Origin of the sequence: Comamonas sp. lk (assembly GCF_900564145.1) — a bacterium.
GTDB lineage: Bacteria > Pseudomonadota > Gammaproteobacteria > Burkholderiales > Burkholderiaceae_C > Comamonas.
Window position 1 is genome coordinate 3,111,099 of record NZ_UOOB01000001.1, and the last position, 21,641, is coordinate 3,132,739.

20 protein-coding genes are annotated in these 21,641 nt (G+C 62.4%); 10 read left to right on the forward strand and 10 right to left on the reverse strand.

The features are described 5' to 3' along the window. Nucleotides 1-241 precede the first annotated feature (241 nt). Entirely contained in the window at nt 242-1,678 is a 1,437-nt protein-coding gene (locus EAO39_RS14080; protein ID WP_120968335.1) for an MFS transporter, read from the reverse strand. Further along, the gene (locus EAO39_RS14085; protein WP_120968337.1) at nt 1,675-2,895 is read right to left on the reverse strand and encodes a multidrug effflux MFS transporter; all 1,221 of its coding nucleotides are present in this window, start codon (nt 2,893-2,895) and stop codon (nt 1,675-1,677) included. The genes EAO39_RS14080 and EAO39_RS14085 overlap by 4 nt, the downstream gene beginning before the upstream one ends. 203 nt (nt 2,896-3,098) lie before the next feature. Between EAO39_RS14085 and EAO39_RS14090 the strand changes: the two genes are divergently transcribed. Next, nucleotides 3,099-3,773, forward strand: a complete 675-nt coding sequence (locus EAO39_RS14090; RefSeq protein WP_240467009.1) for a DUF1566 domain-containing protein — start codon at nt 3,099-3,101, stop codon at nt 3,771-3,773. Nucleotides 3,774-3,821: 48 nt separating this feature from the next. Here EAO39_RS14090 and EAO39_RS14095 read toward each other — a convergent pair whose 3' ends face one another. From EAO39_RS14095 to EAO39_RS14115, 5 genes are all read right to left on the reverse strand, one after another. Then, nucleotides 3,822-4,727, reverse strand: coding sequence for an SDR family oxidoreductase (locus EAO39_RS14095; RefSeq protein WP_120968339.1), 906 nt, complete (start codon nt 4,725-4,727; stop codon nt 3,822-3,824). 10 nt (nt 4,728-4,737) lie between these two features. Then, nucleotides 4,738-5,754: an NADP-dependent oxidoreductase gene (locus EAO39_RS14100; protein ID WP_120968341.1), complete on the reverse strand. Its 1,017-nt coding sequence runs from the start codon at nt 5,752-5,754 to the stop codon at nt 4,738-4,740. A gap of 107 nt (nt 5,755-5,861) precedes the next feature. Next, the gene (locus EAO39_RS14105) at nt 5,862-6,272 is read right to left on the reverse strand and encodes a PaaI family thioesterase (RefSeq protein WP_120968343.1); all 411 of its coding nucleotides are present in this window, start codon (nt 6,270-6,272) and stop codon (nt 5,862-5,864) included. Nucleotides 6,273-6,350: 78 nt separating this feature from the next. After that, the gene (locus tag EAO39_RS14110) at nt 6,351-7,142 is read right to left on the reverse strand and encodes an SDR family oxidoreductase (protein ID WP_120968345.1); all 792 of its coding nucleotides are present in this window, start codon (nt 7,140-7,142) and stop codon (nt 6,351-6,353) included. A gap of 130 nt (nt 7,143-7,272) precedes the next feature. After that, nucleotides 7,273-7,986: an MGMT family protein gene (locus EAO39_RS14115; protein WP_120968348.1), complete on the reverse strand. Its 714-nt coding sequence runs from the start codon at nt 7,984-7,986 to the stop codon at nt 7,273-7,275. Between the two features lie 110 nt (nt 7,987-8,096). On the opposite strand from EAO39_RS14115, the gene EAO39_RS14120 reads away from it, so the two are divergent. The 5 genes from EAO39_RS14120 to EAO39_RS14140 all read left to right on the forward strand — a co-directional run bounded on the left by EAO39_RS14120 (nt 8,097) and on the right by EAO39_RS14140 (nt 12,605). Then, nucleotides 8,097-8,396 (forward strand): hypothetical protein, encoded by a 300-nt coding sequence (locus EAO39_RS14120; RefSeq protein ID WP_120968350.1) that lies wholly within the window; start codon nt 8,097-8,099, stop codon nt 8,394-8,396. Nucleotides 8,397-8,539: 143 nt separating this feature from the next. After that, a complete protein-coding gene (locus tag EAO39_RS14125; RefSeq protein WP_120968352.1) occupies nt 8,540-9,490 on the forward strand; it encodes a class I SAM-dependent methyltransferase in 951 nt (316 codons plus the stop codon). Nucleotides 9,491-9,554: 64 nt separating this feature from the next. Next, the gene (locus EAO39_RS14130) at nt 9,555-10,562 is read left to right on the forward strand and encodes an alpha/beta hydrolase fold domain-containing protein (protein WP_120968354.1); all 1,008 of its coding nucleotides are present in this window, start codon (nt 9,555-9,557) and stop codon (nt 10,560-10,562) included. Nucleotides 10,563-10,700: 138 nt separating this feature from the next. Beyond that, entirely contained in the window at nt 10,701-11,174 is a 474-nt protein-coding gene (locus EAO39_RS14135; protein WP_276209293.1) for a nucleoside deaminase, read from the forward strand. Between the two features lie 189 nt (nt 11,175-11,363). Further along, on the forward strand, nt 11,364-12,605 hold the full coding sequence (locus EAO39_RS14140) for a cyanate transporter (RefSeq protein WP_120968356.1): 1,242 nt from the start codon (nt 11,364-11,366) through the stop codon (nt 12,603-12,605). A 70-nt stretch (nt 12,606-12,675) separates the two neighbouring features. On the opposite strand, the gene EAO39_RS14145 is transcribed toward EAO39_RS14140, so the two are convergent. Continuing rightward, nucleotides 12,676-13,833 carry an AAA family ATPase gene (locus EAO39_RS14145; RefSeq protein ID WP_120968358.1) on the reverse strand — a complete coding sequence of 386 codons (1,158 nt, stop codon included), beginning with the start codon at nt 13,831-13,833 and terminating at the stop codon, nt 12,676-12,678. A gap of 76 nt (nt 13,834-13,909) precedes the next feature. Further along, on the reverse strand, nt 13,910-14,746 hold the full coding sequence (locus EAO39_RS14150; protein WP_120968360.1) for an RNA ligase family protein: 837 nt from the start codon (nt 14,744-14,746) through the stop codon (nt 13,910-13,912). A gap of 544 nt (nt 14,747-15,290) precedes the next feature. Here EAO39_RS14150 and EAO39_RS14155 point away from each other — a divergent pair. Beyond that, nucleotides 15,291-17,246 carry a choice-of-anchor I family protein gene (locus tag EAO39_RS14155; protein WP_120968362.1) on the forward strand — a complete coding sequence of 652 codons (1,956 nt, stop codon included), beginning with the start codon at nt 15,291-15,293 and terminating at the stop codon, nt 17,244-17,246. A gap of 513 nt (nt 17,247-17,759) precedes the next feature. Here the strand turns inward: EAO39_RS14155 and EAO39_RS14165 are convergent. Continuing rightward, nucleotides 17,760-18,506, reverse strand: coding sequence for an IclR family transcriptional regulator (locus EAO39_RS14165; RefSeq protein WP_120968366.1), 747 nt, complete (start codon nt 18,504-18,506; stop codon nt 17,760-17,762). A gap of 183 nt (nt 18,507-18,689) precedes the next feature. Here EAO39_RS14165 and EAO39_RS14170 point away from each other — a divergent pair, with 183 nt between their 5' ends. From EAO39_RS14170 to EAO39_RS14180, 3 genes are read left to right on the forward strand one after another with little or no spacing between them, the layout of a single operon-like run. Beyond that, nucleotides 18,690-19,694, forward strand: coding sequence for a tripartite tricarboxylate transporter substrate binding protein (locus EAO39_RS14170; protein ID WP_162989568.1), 1,005 nt, complete (start codon nt 18,690-18,692; stop codon nt 19,692-19,694). Between the two features lie 23 nt (nt 19,695-19,717). Then, nucleotides 19,718-20,602, forward strand: a complete 885-nt coding sequence (locus EAO39_RS14175; protein ID WP_120968368.1) for an amidohydrolase family protein — start codon at nt 19,718-19,720, stop codon at nt 20,600-20,602. A 13-nt stretch (nt 20,603-20,615) separates the two neighbouring features. After that, complete coding sequence (locus tag EAO39_RS14180) at nt 20,616-21,620, forward strand: tripartite tricarboxylate transporter substrate binding protein (RefSeq protein WP_120968370.1); 1,005 nt, start codon at nt 20,616-20,618, stop codon at nt 21,618-21,620. The last annotated feature ends 21 nt before the right edge of the window (nt 21,621-21,641 follow it).

Sequence of the window (21,641 nt, forward strand, 5' to 3'; positions counted from 1 at the left end):
CCAGCGACATGTGTCCATCTGAAACAAGCCAACGCAGGAACTGCAGCATGAGCGCTGCATTTTTTGCGTTTGCCGGCCTGTTTCAAGCCCGTCCGTGGAGCCACGCCTGGCGAGCTGGAGCGCGTGCTGCGCTCCAGCCGTCCTGAAATACTATCAATTCAATAGCTTGCTGCGCATGGTTCACAAGGACTAAGGGCAATTCACACCTTGTACTTGCTCCAGATCGCCCACTCCAGCCGCCTCAATGAGAGGCACCAGGCACGGCTTGGCGCACGCGCAAGATGCTGAACACACCGGCCAGCGCCGCAAAGCCGCCAGCCACCGCCAGGGCCAGTGCCTCGGCATGACCGCCATGTCCGCCCGAGAAGGTAAAGATGGTGGCCAGCACCACCACGCCCAAGGTCTGCCCCGTCAAACGGGCCGAGCTGAGCATGCCGCCGGCAGCGCCGCTGCGGGCCAGCGGGGCCGAGCTGACGATGGTGTGATTGTTGGGCGACTGGTAGAGCGCAAAACCGCTGCCCGCCAGCACCATGCGCCAGACCATGTCCCAATGGGCCACATCGTCGGGCATCACGGCCAGCAGCCACAGGCCGCAGGCAAACATGCTCATGCCAATACCGCCCAGCAGTCCGTCGGATACCTTGCCTATCAGGCGGCCCGCCACCGGAGCCGTAGCCATGGTAGCCAGCGGCCAGGCCGTGATCAGCATGCCCGCTTCTATGGGCGTGAGGCCTTTGGCATCCAGCAGCAGAAATGGCAGGGCCAGATAGGAGAGCATCTGCGCACAGAAGGCGCTGACCGAGCCGCACATGGACAGTGCAAACACCGGTATGCGCAGCAAATCCACGGGAAACAGCGGCGCACTCTTGTACCACTGGCGGCGCAGATAGACCGCGCCCACCAGCACACCCGCCGCCAGCAACCACCAGCCCGAGGGCAGCCATGGCGGCCCAGCCGCCGCATCATGTCCGCCAATGCGCGCGCCCAGCTGCTCGCCGCCCAGAAACAGCAGCGTGAACATCAGAATATTGAGCAACACATCCAGCGGCGAGATTTTTTCCTTCGCGCTGCTGGCCACCGGATTCATGGGCAGGGCCTGGCGGCCCAGCCAGAGGGTGGCAATGCCCAGCGGCACATTCATGGCAAACAGCCAGGACCAGTGGGCCACCGACAAAATGGCCGCCGCCACCGAAGGCCCGGCCATGGAAGCCGTGGCCACCACCAGGGAGTTGATGGCCATGCCCCGGCCCAGCCGATTGCTGGGGTAGATCAGACGCACCAGCGCGGCGTTCACGCTCATCACCCCCGCCGCCCCCATGCCTTGCAGCACACGCGCGGCAATCAGGCTCGATAGCGAGTCAGCCATCATGGCGGCTGCAGAAGCTGCTACAAAAACAGCTGTTCCCACCAGATACACACGGCGGTAGCCCAGGCGTTCGCCCAGGGCCGCCAGCGGCAGCAGCAGCACCAGACTGGCCAGCTGGTAGGCGCTGACCACCCACAAAGTCTGGGCCGAGCTGGCCTGCAACTCACGGGCAATCGCCGGCAGGGCCAGATTGACGATGCTGCTGTCCAGCACCGACAGTGTCAGCCCCACGATGATGACCAGCATGGCCAGGCCGCGCCGCCCCTCGGGTAGACCATCTGCAATGGCGGCGTGCTGCGGCACTGCGCTCATGGCTGAGCGTCCTGTGCTGCCGCCACACGGTGGCCGCGAGCGCCGCCCAGGGTGATCCAGGTCAGGGCCACGCCGACCAGTGCGCCAGCAGCCATGCCCACCACCATGGGCAGGGGCTTGCCGTTGGAGAAATGACCCACGATCTGCATGGCGGCCGCGCCCGACAGCATTTGCAAAGTACCCAGCAGAGCCGAAGCCGTGCCGGCAATCGCGCCATGCTCTTCCAGCGCCAGCACCGATGTGGTGGGAATCACCAGGCCCATCAAGGCACTGGCAATGAAATACAGCACGATGAGCACGGCCAGCTCCTCACCACCGAGCAGGTAGTAGCTGAGCAGGGACACCATGACCACGCCCGAGCCCGTGGCCGCCGCCTTGACCACCGGCACCAGCCCAAAGCGCTGGCCCAGCCTGGCCGTGAACTGGGCCGAGCCGATAAAGGCAATGGCATTGAGCGCAAACGCCAGGCTGTACTGCGTGGAGCTCAGACCGTAGTGGTTGATCAGCACAAAGGGCGAGCCGGCCAGATAGACGAAAAAGCCTGCCATGGCGCTGCCGCCGATAAAGACCAGACCCAGGTAATGCCAGTCGCGCAGCAGCACGCCATAGGCCTGCAGCGCACCGCGCAAGCTGCTATCCAGCCGCGCCTCTGGCGTGCGGGTTTCCTGCACGCCGCGCCAGGTAGCGACCAAGCCCAGAATGGCGGCCACGGCCACCACCCAGAACACGCCGCGCCAGCTGGTCAGGCCAATCACGGCACTGCCTGCCAGCGGCGCCAGAATCGGCGAGACGCTGAACACCAGCATCAGCAGCGACATCATGCGCGCCGCCGCGTGGCCGGTATGCAGATCGCGCACCACGGCACGCGGCACGGCCATGCCGGCGGCTGCGCCCAGACCTTGAATGAAGCGAAACACCACCAGTGTCTCGATATTGGTGGCCAGAGCGCAGCCCACACTGGCCGCAGCAAACAGGATCAACCCAAAGTACAGCGGCGGCTTGCGGCCCACCATGTCCGACACCGGGCCGTAGAGCAGTTGCCCCACGCCTATGGACAGGAAAAACGCCGTGAGGCTGGCTTGCACCGCACCCACATCCGCGCCCAGATGGCTGCCAATCTGCGGCAGCGCGGGCAAATACATATCGATGGCAAAAGGGCCTATGGCCGATAACAAACCCAGTATCAGAACCAGGCGCAGGGAAACAGTAGCTTGCATAGATACCCAATTGTCATGTGAAGTGGATTTATCTGCTGACCGTGCATCCAACAGCCCCCCAGCCTTTACACAATATGCGTGTGCAGCTATGCTTTTTAAAGCGGCTGATTTCACACAGCCTGACAGCACCGCCAAGCCCAGCACCTTGATCTGTGTTGGGTCTATGTTGGCTCTGCCCTTCACCCTGATCCGCCCCGCCCCTGATGAACGCCATGCCCCTGCCCAGCTTTCGTTTCCCTTTCACCACCACGCTGTGCTGTGCCGCGGCAGCGCTGGCCCCCTGTCTGGTACAGGCACAGGCAAGCCAGAACAGCACGGCAGCCCAGCCTTCTACCAAAGAGCAGGTAGCCAGTGCTTCATCGGCGAACGGACAGCTAGCACATGGTCCCTGGATGATTGATACCCGTGCCCGCCTGGCCTGGCCGCGCTGTGCCGAGGGCATGGTCTGGGACGGCAAGAACTGCGGCGGCACGGCCCGGCTGTTCACCTACAAACAGGCACAGGCCCACGCCGCACAGCGCAACCAGGCCGAAGGCCAGCGCTGGCGGTTGCCGCGCGTCAATGAGTTCAAGCGATTGCTGGACCGGAGCAGCCAGCCCCAAGGCCTGAACCCCGCCCTGTTTCCCGATGCGCCGCGCGACTGGCATTGGACGGCGACTGCTTCCGTCAACAGCCAGCGCCTCAACCAGTACAACTACAGCCAGATCAACCGATCGGAAAATCTCTCCAGCCTGTCGGCCCAGCAAGCCTGGGCGGTGAACACCGAAACCCTGCAAGCCGTGCCCGACATGGGCAAGGCCAATGCCTTGCTGCTGCGTCTGGTGCGCCCGGCCACGGCAGAGGAACTGGCCGCAGCAGCCCAGACAGTCCAGAAATAAAAAAGGCCTTGCCGCTACAGCAAGGCCTTGGCCCCAGGCGCCCGCTACTCAACCAGCGCGCAGCGCCGCTTTCAGGCTCACGCCCAGTTCGGGTTTGTGGGCAAACGGGTCGGTGGGGTTGCGCGCCTGCACCACATCTTCCAGCCGCGTCTGCACCGAGCCCAGGGCTTGCGGGTGGCTGTAGATATAGAACTGGCCGCTGGCAACCGCGTCAAATACCTTTTGCGCCACCTCGGCCGCCGTGACCTTGCCGGAGCTGACCGCCTTGTCCGTCATGGCCTGGCCAATCTTCTGGCTGGCCGTCAGCGGCTGATCGCCCATGGCTGCAGGGCGGTTGCGTTCGCTGTGGCCGATGCCTGTGGGTACAAAAAACGGGCATAGCAGGCTGGCACTGACCTGATCGCTGACCAGGGCCAGATCCTGGTACAGCGTCTCGGTCAGGCTCACCACCGCATGCTTGCTGACGTTGTAAATGCCCATATTGGGCGGAGCCAGCAAACCGGCCATGCTGGCGGTGTTGACGATATGGCCCTCGAAGCTGGGGTCGGCCTTGGCGGCCTCCAGCATCATGGGGGTGAACAGGCGCACGCCATGAATCACGCCCCAGACGTTCACGCCCAGCACCCACTGCCAGTCGGCCACAGTGTTTTCCCACACCAGACCGCCCGCACCCACGCCGGCGTTGTTGAACACAAAGTGCGGCGCGCCAAACCGGGTCTTCACCTCGGCCGCCAGCGCCTCCATCTGCGCGGCGTCCGACACGTCCACCTTGCAGGCCAGCACCTGGGCACCGGCGGCTTTCATCTCGGCTTCCGCCTTGTCCAGCGCCTCTTGCTGCACATCCACCAGCACCAGGTTCATGCCGCGCTGGGCGGCAATGCGTGCGCACTCCAGGCCAAAGCCCGAAGCAGCGCCGGTCAACACCGCAGTTTTACCTTCAAAGTTGCGAATCATGACCAGCCTCTCAGATCAGCTTGACGAGTTGCTTGCCGAAATTCTTGCCTTTGAGCAGCCCCAGGAAGGCCGCAGGCGCCGAAGCAATGCCTTGCGAGATGGACTCGCGCGGGCGCAGCTTACCGGTGGCCACCAGCGTACCCAGCTCGGTCAGGGCATCGGCCCAGACTTCCATGTGCTCGCTGACGATAAAACCTTCCAGCTTCAAGCGGTTGACCAGAATCAGCGCCGGATTGGCCAGCGGCATCGGCTGACCGTCGTAGCCGGCAATCATGCCGCACAGGGCAATGCGGGCAAACGCATTGGTGCGCAGCAGCACGGCATCAAAGATGTAGCCACCCACGTTCTCGAAATAGCCGTCAATGCCATCAGGGCAGGCATCCTTGAGCGCCTTGGCCATGGTCTTGACGTCGGTGTGCTCGCGGTAGTCGATGCAGGCATCAAAGCCCAGCTCGCTCACCGCATAGCTGCACTTTTCCGGCCCGCCCGCAATGCCCACCACGCGGCAGCCGCGCGCCTTGGCCAGCGCCACGAAGGCACTGCCCACCGCACCGGTCGCGGCGCTGATGACCACGGTCTCGCCCGCCTTGGGGTTGATGATCTTGACCAGGCCATACCAGGCCGTCACGCCGGGCATGCCCACGGCGCCCAGGTAATACGACAGCGGCACATGGGTGGTATCGACCTTGCGCAACGCGCCGGGCACATTGGCATCGACCGCCGAATATTCCTGCCAGCCGCCCATGCCCACCACCTTGTCACCGGCCTGGTACTTGGGATGGCGGCTTTCCACCACCTCGCCCACGGTACCGCCCAGCATGACTTCACCCAGGGGCTGGGGCACCGCATAGCTCTTGGATTCATTCATGCGACCGCGCATATACGGGTCCAAGCTCAGAAAATGGTGGCGCACCAGCACCTGGCCATCTTGCAGCGTGGGCAGCGGCGACTGCACCAGCTTGAAGTTGCTCTCCACGGCTTCTCCCGTGGGGCGGTTATCGAGAAGAATCTGTTGGTTCACGGTCATGATGTGTCTCCTGATGGGTATGGACAGCCAAACGGATATTCAAAAAGAAATTGCCTTGAAACCTATGTGTATCGTGCGAAAGCAGCTATCAATTAGCTGATAACAAACTAGTCGGTGGCCAGCGCTGTATCCGCGGGCTTGCGCTTCATGTATTTGAAAGTGCCTGTGGCATGCGCGCACAAACGGCCTTCAGCGTCGTAGATGCGGCCTTCGGTAAACGCCATGGTGCCCGTGCGGTGCAGCAGAGCGCCCTTGCCAACCAGCGGCCCTTTGGCGGCCTGCATGAAGGAGGTCTTCATCTCGATGGTGACGACGCCCGACTGGAAATCCACGCTGCGGGCCGCCACGGCCATGGTCACATCCAGCAGCGTCATGGAGGCACCACCGTGCGTGACACCAAAGGAATTCAGATGCTCGGGTCGCGGCGTGTAGTGCAGCTCGGACTCGCCATCCTCCATTTTTTGGAGAGCAAAGCCCAGTTCATGCACAAAGGGAATTTCGGGACCAAAGGACAACACGGTAGGGATCTTTCTGTGGACTAGGAAGCGGGCCATTGGCCCGCGAAACCTATGACTGTAGAGCTATTTCGCCCCGCTTCAGCCGCCCACCAGTGCGCTGACGCCGCCATCGACGGCCATCCACTGCCCCGTGATGTGCTTGCCTGCATCGCTGGCGTACAGCAGGGTCAGGCCTTTCAGGTCTTCGTCGTCACCCAGACGGCGCAGCGGCGCATGGGATTTCATTTCATCCTCGCCCAGCGTCTCGATCAAGATGGCAGCCATCTTGGTTTTGAAAAAACCGGGGCAGATCGCGTTGACGGTGATGCCGTGCACGCCCCATTCACCGGCCAGAGCCCGCGTGAAATTGATCACCGCGCCCTTGGAGGTGTTGTAGGCCACGGTTTTCATGCCCACGGGGTTGCCGCCCAGGCCGGCAATCGAGGCCAGATTGATGATGCGGCCGCACTTGCGCTCGATCATGGACAGACGGGCAATGCGCTGGCTCAGCAAAAAGTAGCCGCGCACATTGAGGTTCATCACCTTGTCCCAGGCCGATGTGGGATGGTCTTCGGCAGGCGCGCCCCAGCTGGCGCCGGCGTTGTTGATCAGAATGTCCACATGGCCCAGGCGCTGCACCGCCTCCTTGGCCAGCCGGTCGATGTCGGCTTCGTCGGCGCAATCGGCAGCAATCCAGTCTGCGTCGATACCGGCGGCCTTGAGTTCGGCTGCGGCCTCCTGGAGATCGGCGGCCTTGCGCGAAGTCAGCAGCACGCGGGCTCCGGCCTCGCCCAGCGCATGCGCCATCTGCAAGCCCAGGCCGCGCGAGCCGCCAGTCACCAGGGCGGTCTTGCCCGAGAGGTCAAAAAGTTGCTGCACCGTGCGTGTCATCCGCATGTCTCCTGGATTGGTGATGAATTTGAAGAGTCAGTCGGCGAGAGGCTGACTGCCCCTCATCGCTGCATTCATTGTGCAAGTGCGGCGCAGCGCCGCTTGTCACCTGCGTGTCGGCAACCGACGCTTACTCGAACAGCGAACGCGTGCCGCCCCAGGCACCGCCTTCCAGCTCCAGCATGCGCAGCTTGGTGATGGCGCCCTGCCCGCCCGAAAAACCTCCGGGCTGACGCCCTGCGGCCAACACCCGGTGGCAGGGCACGACAGGCGCAAACGGGTTGGCCCCCAGCGCCTGACCCACGGCGCGCGCCAAGCCCATGTCGCCCAGGGCACGCGCCACATCGCCATAGGTACAGGTCTGGCCCGGCGCCAGTGCGCGCGTAAAGGCATAGACACGGCGGTGAAAGTCGGAAACGCCAAACTCGTCCAGCGGCAGATTGCGCAAATCGGGCAGCATCTGGGGCAGCTTCTGGGCCTGGCGTTTCAACCAGATCGGGCGCAAATCGCCGATCACGCCCTGCACTCGGGCCTCGGCCTGCACTGAGATATCCCAGTCAGAGCTGGGCAAGACACCGGCCAGCAATTGCTGCATGCCGCCAATCGCCTCACACACCCAGTCGGGCAGCTCAGCGGCCATGGGGTATGCAGCATGCGCATGGGAGGGTTGCTGGCCATGGCGCTTTTCCAGCCCGCGCAGCATGCGCTCGCGGGTTTGTGTCAGCTCCAGCTCGGGCAGTTGCACGGCCACCAGGGCGGCTTGATTCCAGGCCAGGCCGCAGACACCGATGCGGGTGGCAAACAAGGCATGGGCCTGGGACATGGGGGCGAGGGCAACAGTCATGAGCCCCAGTTTAGAGCCGCATATGCCACAGTCAAAAATTTTCAAACCACTGGATACAAAATCAGGTTATTACTGTATATTTACCCAGTCATCACTGTGAACTTACGGACATGCAAGAAGCCACTTTCACCGTTTCCCTATGCGATTACCCCGAGCTGCCCGAAGACAAGCGCCTTCAGGCCGAGGCCCGCTACGCCCGCGTACTAGCCAAACAACTGGGCGGCGAAGAGCAGGTCTCCGAAGCACTCATCCTGGTACAAGGGCTGGAGGACACGCCGCCCGAGGAAATTACCGAAGACGCCAAGCAGATGTTTCAGCGCTGGATAAAAGCCGCCCGCGCCGCAGGCGAAGCCGCCTTGCAAGGCATAGGCGGCACGGAAAGCTGTTTTTTCGATGTGCGCCGGGCCTGAGCCCAGCTTGCAGATAGCAGGAATGCGCACCGCAGCACACGCAGGCCTTGCGAACTGCATACACTGTCGCCCTTTCCTCTGACTCTCTACCGGGTCGTGCCGCGTGCTGTCACGCTAAGCGGCATGTCCCGGGCACTTTGCCCATGCAAGCCCTGCTCGACGCCATCGCCGCCATGCCCTACCCCACGGATGCCACGCGCATCTTTCATGGCCGGGGCGGCCGTTTTCCGGGCTGCGAGCAGATCTCGCTTGATGCCTACCCGCCCGTCATCGTGCTCACCAGCTTTGCGCCCATGGACGAGCCGCAACTGGCCGCCATCGGCGCCGCCCTTGAGGCCCGCTGGCAGCAGGTGGCACCGGCCGGCGAAAGCCTGAACTGGGTGTTTCAAAGCCGCAATGTGGGCGCCAATGTCGAGCCCCGCATCATGGCCGGCACCATACCCGAGCAGCATGTGGTGACCGAAAACGGCGCCCGCTACCAAGTGCATATTGCGCGCGGACAAAACCACGGCCTGTTTCTGGACATGGCGGCCGGCCGCGAATGGGTGCGCCGCCTGGTGGAAGCTCACCCTCAACCCCAACGCATGCGGGTGCTCAACCTCTTTGCCTATACCTGCGCGTTTTCCGTGGTCGCCAAGCGCGCGGGCGCGGGCCAGGTGCTCAATATGGACATGAGCAAGGGCGCGCTCACCGTAGGCCAGCAAAACCACCAGCTCAACGGCGTGAAAGCCGGGGCCAGCTTTGCGGCCCACGACATCTTCAGCAGCTGGGGCAAGATTGGCCGCGGCGGGCCGTATGACCTGATCGTGGTCGATCCTCCCAGCTACCAGAAGGGCAGCTTTGTCGCCACCAAGGACTATGCGCGCCTGGTGCGTCGTCTGTCGGACTTGCTGCTGCCCGGCGGCCATGCTCTGCTGTGCCTGAACGCGCCGGAGCTGGGCACGGATTTTCTGAAGGCCCAAGTGGCTGAATCCGCCCCCGCGCTGCAGTTTGTGGAGCGTGTTGCCAACCCACCCCAGTTTGCCGACGTGGATGAGGAACGCAGCCTCAAGGTGTTGGTCTACCGCGAACCTTTGCTGGACGCAGCTATTTGAGATAAAAAAGGCCTCAAGCCCTTATTAATCAACCGCATTCCGCTATTTATTTTGATGATTCACCATGGCTTGTGACAACGGCAGCATAGACCCGGCCCTGGCCCGCACCCTGCAAGGCTTTGCCCGCCTGGATGCCGAAACCGCCACGCCGCAACTGAGCTATGTGCAGCGCCGGCGCCTGCTCAGCGAGTTACAAGCCCAGCAGATTCGCCGTCCCTGGCCCGGCATCGATCGCCAGGATCATTTTCTGGCCGCCAGCGGGCGCGAAATCTGCGTACGCAGCTATGCCAAGCCGGGCCATCCCGGCTGCAAGACCCTGGTCTGGCTGCATGGCGGCGGCTGGATGGTGGGCGATCTCAACACCCATGACGATTTATGCGAGCACCTGGCGCTGTTCAGCGGCTGCCGCGTGCTCTCGGTGCATTACCGGCGCACGCCGGAGAATCCTTTTCCCGCCGCGCTCGACGATGTAATGGCCGTGCTGCACTGGCTGCAGAGCATGGAGAGCACACCCAACCGTCTGCCATTGGCACAAAGCCAGATACTGCTGGGCGGCGACAGCGCCGGCGCCCATCTGGCCTTGGCCGCCGCCGTGCGCCAGCTGCAAGCGGCCGCGCAGGACACGAAGCAAGATGAGCCAAGCGCCCGTATTGCCGGCCTGCTGCTGCTCTACCCGCCGCTGCTGCCCGATCAGGACACGCCCAGCATGCGCGCCTTTGCCAGCGGGTTTGGCCTCACGCCCGAAGCCATGCGCTACTACTGGCAGGCCCTGGGCCAGCCTCAGGGCGCTGCCGCACAGTGGCGCACGCCCAGCCTGTGCACGGCACAAATCGCCCAGTTGCCGCCCACGGTGTTGATGACGGCCAGCCACGACATTCTGCGCGACGAAGCCGAGGCCTTTGCCCGGCAAGCCATAACAGCCGGCGCACCTCTGTGCCTGCTGCGCGCACCGGCCATGATTCACGGCTTTGCCCGCATGCTGGCCGCCAGCCCGGCCGCGCGCCAGCAGGTGGAACTGGCCTGCAGCGCCTTGCTGCAAGCCGTGCACCAGCACAACGCTGCGGGCAAATAAGCTTTGCGCCCCGTGCATGCACAACCTGTGTCGCACGGGTGTACCCTGGGCAAAGTTTGCGCTCACCGCGCACAATTCAGCTGTTTTAGGCTGCCAGCCTTTTATATATAAGCGCTGGCAGCTATTGATTTCATAGTTATGACCCAATCCCCAAACACCCACCTGCAACTGATGCGCCAGGCCGTGGATCTGGCCCATGCCAACCGCTTGAACGGCGGCCGCCCTTTTGCGGCCGTGCTGGCCCAGGATGGCGAAGTGATTGCCAGCGGCGTGAACAACATCATTGCCAGCCACGGCCCATCCACCCATGCAGAGATGGAGGCCATTCGCGCCGGCACCCGCCAGCGCGCCAACCCCAGCCTGGCCGGCTTGACGATTTACGCCAGCGGCCACCCCTGCCCCATGTGCCTGGCGGCCGTGGTCATGGGTGGAGCCCAGCAGGTATTCTTTGCTTTCGACAACCAAGATGCCGCGCCTTACGGCCTATCCAGCGAAAGCACGTACCAGCAGCTGCGCCTGTCGCTGACACCGCCGCCGCTGCCCATCACCCGCATCGACACCGGCATCCGTGCAGAACAGTTGTACGGCGATGCCGCCTGGCCTGCCGCCTGAAAAAGCTGAAGCCCCCTAATGGGCCAAAATACCGACGCGGGGCGGCAAACAAAGCACCGCACCGCGTCGTACTGTGCAAAGCAGTCCCCCGGCATACAAGCGAATACAACAAGCCACCCAGCCCTTGAAGTGCAGCCTCGTGATCACAAGCCGTGATCACCCATACCGCAGCCCTGGGCCAGAATTTTCATGACCGCATTGTCTTCACATCCTCAACGCGTCTCGCCACTGCTGTGGCTGACCGTGGTGCTGCTCATCACCATCAATCTGCGCCCGTTTCTCTCGGCTCCAGGCCCGCTGGGTCCGGTCATACAGGCCGCCACGGGCATGGATTTGCGCGCGTTCTCCTGGCTCACGCTGCTGCCCATGGTGCTCATGGGGCTGGGCGGCTGGCTTGCGCCTTCGGCACTGCAGCGACTGGGCGCACGCCAGGCCATCGTCGGTTCGCTGATTCTGGTTGCTCTGGGCTGTGCACTGCGCATTGCCGGAGCCAGCAGCACGGTGCTGATAGCGACCGCCGGTCTGTGCGGCGCGGGCGTGGCCCTGGTGCAAAGCATCTTGCCGGGCCTGATCAAGCGCCAGTCGCCGCACAACGTGCCATTCATGATGGGCCTGTACTCCGCAGCCCTGATGGGCGGCGGAGCCTTTGGCGCCCAACTCTCACCGCTGGCCATTCAATGGGGGCTGAGCTGGCAAGCCTCTTTGGCCATGTGGGCGGTGCCCGTGGTCATCGCCCTGCCGCTGGCCTGGTATGCGCTGAGCCGCATAGGCCTACCTGCGCCCTCTGCCATACCCTCGGCCATAGCCTCGGCGAAAAACACCCCGCCGGCCTCCAGCGACACCGCCTGGCTGATGCGCCGCCGCCGCACCTGGCTGCTGGTGCTGAGCTTCGGCCTGATGAACGGCGGCTATGCCTCCACCGTGGCCTGGCTGGCGCCCTTTTATCAAACCCATGGCTGGACGGCCACGCAAAGCGGCTCGCTGGTCGCCATTCTCTCGATCGCCCAGGCCGCGTCGGCCCTGACCATGCCTGCCCTGGCCGCACGCAGCGCGGATCGCCGCCTCTGGCTGATTCTGGCCTTGCTGCTGCAAGCCGTCGGCTTTGCGCTGATGGCGCTGTGGCCCACGGCCGCACCCACGCTCAGCATCGTGATTCTGGGCATCGGTCTGGGCGGCTGCTTCTCGCTCTATATGCTGGTAGCGCTAGACCACCTGCCCTCCCCCACACAGGCCGGCGCACTCAATTCGCTGATGCAGGGCGGCGGCTTCATCCTGGCGGCTCTCGCGCCCTGGATCGTGGCCCAGCTGCAGCAGCTCAGCGGCAGCTGGACGGTGGGCTGGCTTTACCAGGCGGGCGTGGCCGCACTGGTGTGCCTGATGGTCGCGCAGTTCAACCCCAAACACTATGCGCGGGAGATGCGCCAACCCTGACGGCCACCAGCATTCGCAAAAAAAGGGCCTGGAAGTATCCAGACCCTTTCGGTTTTCGGTCAGCTGTCCATCACTCGTTGACCAGCAATTGCAGGCCGTGCGCCTCGGTGGGCAGCGGCACCTCCCATTTGTGCAACATGCCCAGCAAGGCGGCGTTGCTCAAGCTGGTGTTGCGCTGGCTGTTGCGGGCCAGCAAGGCCGGCTTGCTGGCCTCCAGGTGCACCAGCTCCACCTGCGCGCCATAGGCCAGGCACAGGTCCAGCGATTTGCCTCGCATTTGTTTGGATAGATGCGTGGCGTTCCAGACAAACGCGGCCTTGGTGCGCAGCAGGCTTTTGGCCTTGTCCACGGCACGGTGGGCGGCTGCACCCTCGTTGTCGCCATGGCGCAGACCCAGCTCGGTGCGCGCGTCGTCAAACGACACCACGGGCAAAGCCCCGTGGTGCCGGGCCACCCAGCGGTTCTTGCCCGCTGCAGGCAGGCCGCACATGATGATGACGCGCGAGCCCGACTCCTCATGCAGCGCATAGTCGGGATGCAGCTCGGCCCCACGGAAATAGCGCACCGCCGTCTCTGCCGATGCAAACGCACGCGGCTTGCGCAGGCAGCCCTCTTCGAGCGCCAGTTCTTTGAACAGCTCGATATTGAGCAGCACATTGCCCACATCGGGGCAGACGCGCCCGCGTATATCGGCCCGCGCCAGCAGCACCAACAACTGCAGGTCGACCTGCCAAGATAGCTCGCGAACGATGAACTCCGGCGAGACACCCCGGCGAGAATCGGCAAACGCAAAAAACGGCACTTGGTGCACGGCAATCAGGCGGCAGATGGCCTCACGCTGCGCCACCGGCGCGCCGGCCTCCCACAGCATCAGCCGTGCATCCATCGCGCCCCGGCGCGAATGGCCGGGCTGCGAGATACGGCCATCCTCACTGACCTGCGTGGTCGAGCACTTGGCCACATCGTGCAGCAGCGCCGCAAGGAAAACGGTCTCGCGCTCCTCATGGGTGAGAAATGCATAGTCGGCGTCAGCCAACAACTCGGCTACCACCATCTGTGTATGCGTCCAGACATCGCCTTCGGCGTGATAAACCGGGTCTTGCGGCGTGGTCTTGGCCCGCTCCAGTTGCGGGAAGGCCTGCAGACAGGCAGCCCAGTCCACACGGGCATGAGTGGAATGCGGCGAGCAATGAGGCACAAGGTCCGCTATCTGTTTCCAGCTCCACATATAAAACTCCTTCCGCAGTTCACTGACTGTGGTTCTGATATCTTTTTGATAGCTGTTAGCGCTTTATAGACAAGCGTCACCAGCTCTTTTGAATCGTATTGGCGAAAATATCGATGCCAGCGCGCAGGCCGTTGGCGACGATGGGCCGCTCGCTGTGGTGAGAACCAGATTCGAGAATCACCTGCACAAAGTCCGCGCGCACAAACTTGTAGCGCTCCACGGTCTGGCCGTTTTCCTCGACCTTGATGTACAGGCCTTCGGCCAGATCCGAGGCATCGGTCTGCTTCCAGGCCAGCGGCAAATCCAGCTGCTGCCGCTGCAGCTGCGCCTCGAACACTGCCTTCCAGCCCGGGCTGCGCGCCAGCGATGGGACCAGCAGCGCCAGCAAGTCCTGCACGCGCCTGGGAGCGATGCCGCTGTAGAGCACGGGCACCGAGACCACGGGCACATCGGCCAGCAGCGCATGGCGGCGCGGAGTGTCGAGAAAGCAACCGCTGGACCTGTCCCAGACATCGAACTCGCAAAACCAATGCGGCAGCGCGTCGTAGAACAGCGAATGCTTGGCATACAACCACTCGCCATACATGATGAATCGGTCGTCCAGCAGCGACATCAGCGCTGCCTCATGGGCCTTGGCCCATTGCTTGTAAGCATTGAACTGGTGCTCACGCCCGCCCATCTGATCGAGCTGCAGATAGTGGCCACGCGACTGCAGCAGCAAGCTGCCATCTGCGCCAAAGCTCAGCGCCGAGTTGGCACCATCGAGCTTTTCCTCGACCACGATATGCCGGCCGGCCAAGGCCTCGTAAGCCACGGCATCGGCCTGGTCACCGACTTGCAAGCGCGAACCACGCAAATGCGGTGTGCGCGGGTATTTGAGAATGTCCAGATTGAATAGATGTTGTGAAGTCATGTTGTGCTTTCCAAAGAGGGAATAAGCCATGCGCGAAAGACATGGCAGACAAAGCAACGACAACGGCAGCGCCGCGGTGGGGCGAGAGCAATGGCCTCTGACCGGCCGGCAAAAAGCGGGTCAGAGCCTCAGGAAGTGGAATCGCCTGGAATCCGGGTGCAACCCGGATAGAGAACACCAAGCAAGAGCCGCCCACAGCGACGGCATCGCCCTCCTGGGCGGAGGAAGGCGCAAAGCGCCTCAGGGGGCAGAAAAGGAATCCACGCGCACCGCAGCGCACACGCCTGGGAAATCAGCGTGTGACGAAGTCGTTTAGCAGAAACGAATGCGGCGGGACATGGTGCACCTCGAAAAAGAGAGCGAGTAACGCAGGTGGAGTAACGGCTGGCGAGTGTAGAGCCTACTGTCGGCATTTGCCAAGCCTCGATGCACGCACTGTGGCGCGAACCGCACGCTGGCCTTTTCCCTACACGGTGCAGGTTTCACGGTACTGAAACATGGAGTCGATACAAATGCGGGTTTTCATGCACCTGCCACACCCCCAATGACATCTGCAAAAGCCCTGAGCCAGCATCTTCTGATCTCCGTGATTGCCGCCGCCGCGTTGACAGCCTGCGGTGGCGATGACAACCAAGCGACGGCACCCGAGCCCGAAGTCCCGGTGGTCCCTGCGCCAGAGCCTACACCCGAGCCCGAGAAGACCCCGCTGTCCCTGTCGCTACTCAAAATCGGCAGCTACCAATCCGGCATCTTTTTGCAAAGCGCCGCAGAGATCACCGCTTTCGATCCCGCCACCAAGCGCGGCTTTGTGGTCAATGCCCAGAAAGGTGCGCTGGATGTGCTGGACATGAGCAACCCCGCCGCGCCACGACTGGTGGCCAGTCTGGATGCCACCAAGCTCTCGCTGGGCACAGGGGCCTCCATCAACAGCGTGGCCGTCCAGGGCGGGCTGGTCGCTGCCGCCGTGCAGGCTGCGAACAAGACCGACAAGGGCATGGTGGCGCTATTCAGCGCCGACACGCTCTCGCTGATCGCCGAGGTAGGCGTGGGTGCCCTGCCGGACATGCTGACCTTCACTCCCGATGGCAAGACACTGTTGGTCGCCAATGAAGGCGAGCCCAGCGACGACTACCAGATTGACCCCGAAGGCTCGATCAGCGTGATTGACCTGAGCACACCCGCCAAGCCTGTGGCGCGCATTGCCGACTTCAAGGCTTTCAACAGCCAGAAGGCCGCACTGCTGGCCAAGGGCGTGCGCATCTTCGGCCCCACGGCCGACGGCAAGGGCACTGCCAATGTGGCCAATGATCTGGAGCCCGAATACATTGCCGTGGCTCCCGATGGCAAAACCGCCTGGGTGACACTGCAGGAAAACAATGCGCTGGCCATCGTGGACATTGCCACCGCCACCGTTACCGATGTGGTGGCGCTGGGCTACAAGGACCACGGCGCTTCGGGCAACGAGCTGGACTTTGCGGACAGCGACGGCAAGAGCCCCGTCATCAACATCAGCGCTGCGCCCAATGTCTACGGCATGTACCAGCCGGACTCGATTGCCGCCTACAAGGCTTCTGACGGCAACACCTATCTGGTCACCGCCAACGAAGGCGATGCACGCGCCTGGGGCGAAGGCAATGCGGCCTACTTCGGCACCAAGTCGCCTCAGGCTGCCGGCGATGTAACCAAGGGCTTTGTGGAAGAGTGGCGCATCAAGCATCTGGTGCACAAAGATGGTTTCTTGCGCCGCGCAGGCGACGATCTGCCCGCCCACCTGGCCCAGCTGGGCAATGGAGCCTACCTGAATGCCGCCAACTTCAGCTGGTGCGGTGCCGTCAGCGGCGACCCCAAGACCTGCCGCGATGACGACAAACTCGGTCGCCTCAAGGTCAGCTGGACCATGGGCTACCAGACCAACCCCGACGGCAGTCCCGTCAAGGACGGCAAAGGCTATCTGACCTACGACCGGCTCTACGCCTATGGCGGCCGTTCCATCTCCATCTGGGATGCCAAAGGCAAACAGGTCTGGGACTCTGGCGCGGCGATTGAAAAATTCATTGCCAGCCACGAATGCAAGCTGGGTTCCGGGCGCGATATCGCCTGTGCGACCTATTTCAACACCGGTCATGATGCAACCGCCACGTTGGATGCTCGCAGCAGCGCCAAAGGTCCCGAACCCGAAGGTCTGACTGTGGGCCAGATTGGCGACAAAACCTTTGTGTTCGTCGGTCTGGAGCGCATGGGCGGCATTCTGGTGTTTGACATCACCGACCCCAAAGCACCCAAGCAGATCGACTATCTGAACACCCGCGAAAACTGGGCTACCAGCTTTGACAGCAAGACTGCGCCCAGCGGTGCAGCGCTGGAGGCTCTGGGCGACCTCGGCCCCGAAGGCCTGCACTTCATACCCGCCGCCAAATCACCCAATGGCAAACCTTTGCTGATGGTGGGCAACGAGGTCAGCGGCACCACAGCCATCTATCAGCTCAATCTGCAGTACTGACGCCTTCTAGGCAGCTCACCATTGCGCCCCGTTGCTACGGGGCTTTTTTTCGGCTGGATGTAACTGAGCCACGGGTCGGGGTCTTCGCAAATACGCAACAATCGCCGCCAGCGGTCGATGTACCGCCTATGGGTTCTCATTCGCCGCAAGCCACCCGCTTGCGACCTGTTAAACCGCCGTGTATCCGAAAAGTTTCGCCCAACTGGGCATGCAAGGGCTTCCGGCCCTGGTACCGCTCGATAATCCCGCCCTGCGCACGCACCTGAACATCATCTGGCCCCGCCACCCCCTTCTGCCGCCAGCGGCCGAGCGGCTCAAAACCATCATTCTGGAACGCTTTGCTCCGATAAATCTGGAAGAGTCTTAGGCCCCTAGACAAGCTGATTCAGGCAGGACACACGAGGCCAACAATCCTAGCGTCACAACGCTGTTTCAGCGACAAAGCCAGTGAATCAGCTTCGACATCGCCGTCATACGACCCACGGCGATGCCCGTCTGCTTTTCTCGGTTCGACTAGGGATGCCAGCGGCTCTGGGGCAAAGCAGTCGGTGCCGCTGAGCTGTTACCGGCCAGTGCATACGATAGCTGCCTAGCCGTGTCCATGACCTGGGGCGCAAGCAATTCCAGCTTGGCCGGCGGCAATCGCGATTCGGGTCCTGAAATACACACGGAGCCTAGCAGCCGACGATTCATTCCGAATACGGGAGCCGACACCGTTGAGACGCCCGGCTCGCGCTCACCTATCGACCATTGGTAGCCCTGCCTGCGGATCTGCTCATACACCCGCCCCGGCTCGCCCGAGAACGCCAGAATCACCCGGCCCGGCGAGCCCTGATCCAGGGGCAAACCTTCGCCCATGCGAGCGTGATGTCGTAGCGCCTGCGGTCCTTCAACACGCACAAGACAGGTGCGTACATTGCCTTCGCGGACATAGAAGGCGGCACTCTCGCCACTGCTTTGCGTGAGCATGCGCAAAGCTGGCTCCAGCACATTCTGCACATCAAAACCTGCCTGATAGCGCGCTCCCAACCACCCTGTTGAGGGGCCAAGACGCCACTCGCCATCGTCGCGCTGAACCATGTAGCCCGATAAGGCCAGCGTGCGTGCCAATCGTAGAACCGTGGTCTTGTGCAATCCACACCGGCGACTGAGCTCGGCCAGAGGCAGATGCGACTCTCCCAATGCAAAGGCATCCAGTATCTGCAGCGCGCGCGTCACGGCCGTAACACCGCCTTCGGTGCTTGCCTGACCAGACTGCATCTCCGCAGGCTCCGCATGGGGCACTTCATTTCGACTGGACAAGAGTGGTGCGCGAGGGTTTTCCATGTCTATTTCGTTTCACTGTACGAAACCAGATTGTACTGTGTGAAACGTTTTTTCAAAATTGCGCTCATGCGGTTCCCGTGGCTGGCGATGCCGTGAATTAGACAAGGAGACTTTGCCATGCGTTTTTCTATGCGTTCTCGTATCTCGGCTGTCAATGCGGGCGCTGTGCTGCTCGGCCTCGTGGTCACGGCCTGCCCAGCAGCTTCGGCCTTCGCGCAGTCCAACTATCCCAGCAAGCCCATCAGGCTCATCGTTCCCTTCCCGCCCGGCGGCGGAACCGACATGATTGCGCGCGCTGTTGCTCAGAAAATCGCTGAGCAAAACAAATGGAATGTGGTGATAGATAACCGTCCAGGAGCCGGCGGCAACCTTGGAGTGGATGCTGCAGCCAAGGCCGCGCCGGATGGCTATACCTTGGTTATGGGGCAGACCAGCAATCTCGCGATAAACCCTACGCTGTATCCCAAGCTTCCCTACAAGCCACTCACAGACTTGGCGCCCGTAGCCTTGGTGTCATCTTCTCCCATCGTGATGGTAGCATCCGTCAACTCACCTTTTAAGAGCTTCGCAGAGGTGGTGGCAGCAGCCAAGAAAGCCCCGGACTCGTTTACGTTGGGATATTCGGGCAACGGAACCGTGGCTCACCTGGCCGGCGAAATGGCGGAAAACGCCGCCGGCATTCAATTGCGCCACGTGCCCTACAAGGGCGCAGCGCAGGCCCTGACCGACGTGATGAGCGGCCAAGTAGCGTTTTACATGTCATCCATACCCACCCTGCTGGGTCATGTACGCAACGGCAAGGTACGTCCGATTGTCATCACCTCGGCCGAGCGATCCGGCCAACTGCCAGACACGCCAACCTTGGCTGAAAGCGGCTACAAAAATTTTGATGCAATTTCCTGGTTTGGCATCCTGGCTCCCGCAGGCACATCGGCTCCCATCATTCAAAAGCTCAATCAGGCGATCAATCAGGCACTGAAGCAGCCTGACGTGGCCGAAAAGCTGCGTTCAGAAGGCGGCGATGTACTGGGAGGAAGCCCGGAGCAGTTTGCTCAACTGCTGCGAAACGAGATCCCGCGCTGGGGTCAGATCGTCAAGAAATCCGGCGCAAGTCTGGACTAATCCAAAGCTGCGACGAGACGACCATGGAGAACGTGCCTTTCTCTGCAGGCAGCCAGCGGCCTGAGAGCACGGTGCCAGCTGGCGCCTGCGACTGTCATGTGCATATGTATGACGCACGCTACCCCGCAGCGTCAGGTGCAAAACTCATGCCTCCCGATGCCACAGCTGCAGATTACCGCCAGTTGCAGCGCAGACTCGGCTTGTCACGGGTGGTACTGGTGACACCCTCCACCTACGGGACGGACAGCCGTTGCATGCTCAATGGCCTTGCTGCCCTTGGGTCCGGGGCACGAGGCGTGGCCGTCATAGACGGACAAGAGAGCGATGCCGAGTTGCACAGCTTGCATGAGCAAGGGGTGCGTGGAGTGCGTCTGAACCTGTCGCTCGGTGTGGCCGGCTCGGTCGATCAGCTGGAACCACTGGCCCAGCGCATCGCCCCGTTTGGCTGGCATCTGCAACTACTGATGGATCCTGATCTGTTGGCTTCGCAAGCCGTCGTGCTGAGGCAGCTGCCGGTTCCCCTGGTCTTCGATCATATGGGGCGCATACCGCCAGACCAGGCACAAAGCCACCCCGCCCACAGCTTGCTGCTGGAGTTGCTGCGGTCGGGACAGGCCTGGGTCAAGTTGTCTGGCGGCTACATCGTAAGCCCACAAGGCAGCGTGGAAGACCCGGCACTCGATGCGCTTGCCGCCAGCTACTTGCGCGTCGCACCGCAGCGAGTGCTGTGGGGCAGCGACTGGCCCCACGCCACAGCCAGTGCCGGTATGCAGGCCATGCCTGATGACGCACGTCAGATCGACAGATTGAACCAATGGCTGAAACACGCTGAAGGCGCAACCACGCTCAAACAGGTGCTGGTCGACAACCCCGCCACGCTTTACGGCTTCGAAGCCAGCTGCACCTGAAAGGATCTATTCCATGATTCAACATGATTTTTCCCCCAAGGCGGATGGACTTACCCGCCGCCACCTGCTCACTGCCATAGGGGCCCTCTGTGTGGCAGGGCCTGCAGTGGCACAAGACTGGCCTTTGGGTCGTGTCATTACCTGGGTGGTGCCGTACCCTCCAGGCGGCAGTACCGATGTGCTGGGTCGCAATATCGCGCAGCGCCTGGGCGCATCACTGGGCACCACGGTCATCGTAGACAACAAACCGGGGGCTACAGGAACCATAGGCGCATCCTTTGTTGCCAAGGCTGCGCCCGACGGGTACACCCTGCTAGGCACATCGATTGGCCCGCAAGCCATCGCGCCTCACCTCATGGGAAAGCTGCCCTACGACCCGATTGCGGGCTTCGAGCCGGTGATCACCATAGGCACCATCCCACACATCTTGGTAGTGGGTGCAAGCCAGCCTTTCAAGACAGTAGCCGAACTGATTGACGCAGGCAAAGCGCAAACCGGAAAGCTCGCATTCGCCTCCGGTGGCAACGGCACCATCTTGCAGATGCAGGGCGAGCTGCTACAGCAGCAAACGGGCGCACGTTTCATTCATGTGCCCTACAAGGGTGACACACCGGCACTGCAGGACACGCTCGCCGGACAGGTTCAGTTCATGTTCGCTCCCGCTGCGGCTGCCCTGCCCCATGTGCTGTCCGGCAGGCTGCGCGCAATAGCTGTCACATCCGCCCATCGCCTGAAGGCTTTACCCACCGTTCCCACTCTGAGCGAAACAGGCCTGAAGGACTTTGTGGTCGAGCAGTGGCAAGCCGTTTTCGCGCCAGCCAAGACACCCGCTGCAGTTGTTCAACGCCTGAACGCCGAAATCGCCCGCGTGCTGAAGGACCCCGCTGTCGTCGCTCTCGCCGACAAATTGGGCATCACCTTGGTCGGTGGCACACCACAGCAGTTGGCCGACCTGCAAAAGGCCGACTCCGCCAAATGGGCCAAGGTCATCAAGGACGGAAACATCAAGGCCGAATGAAGACCAGCGCCCATCACCTAT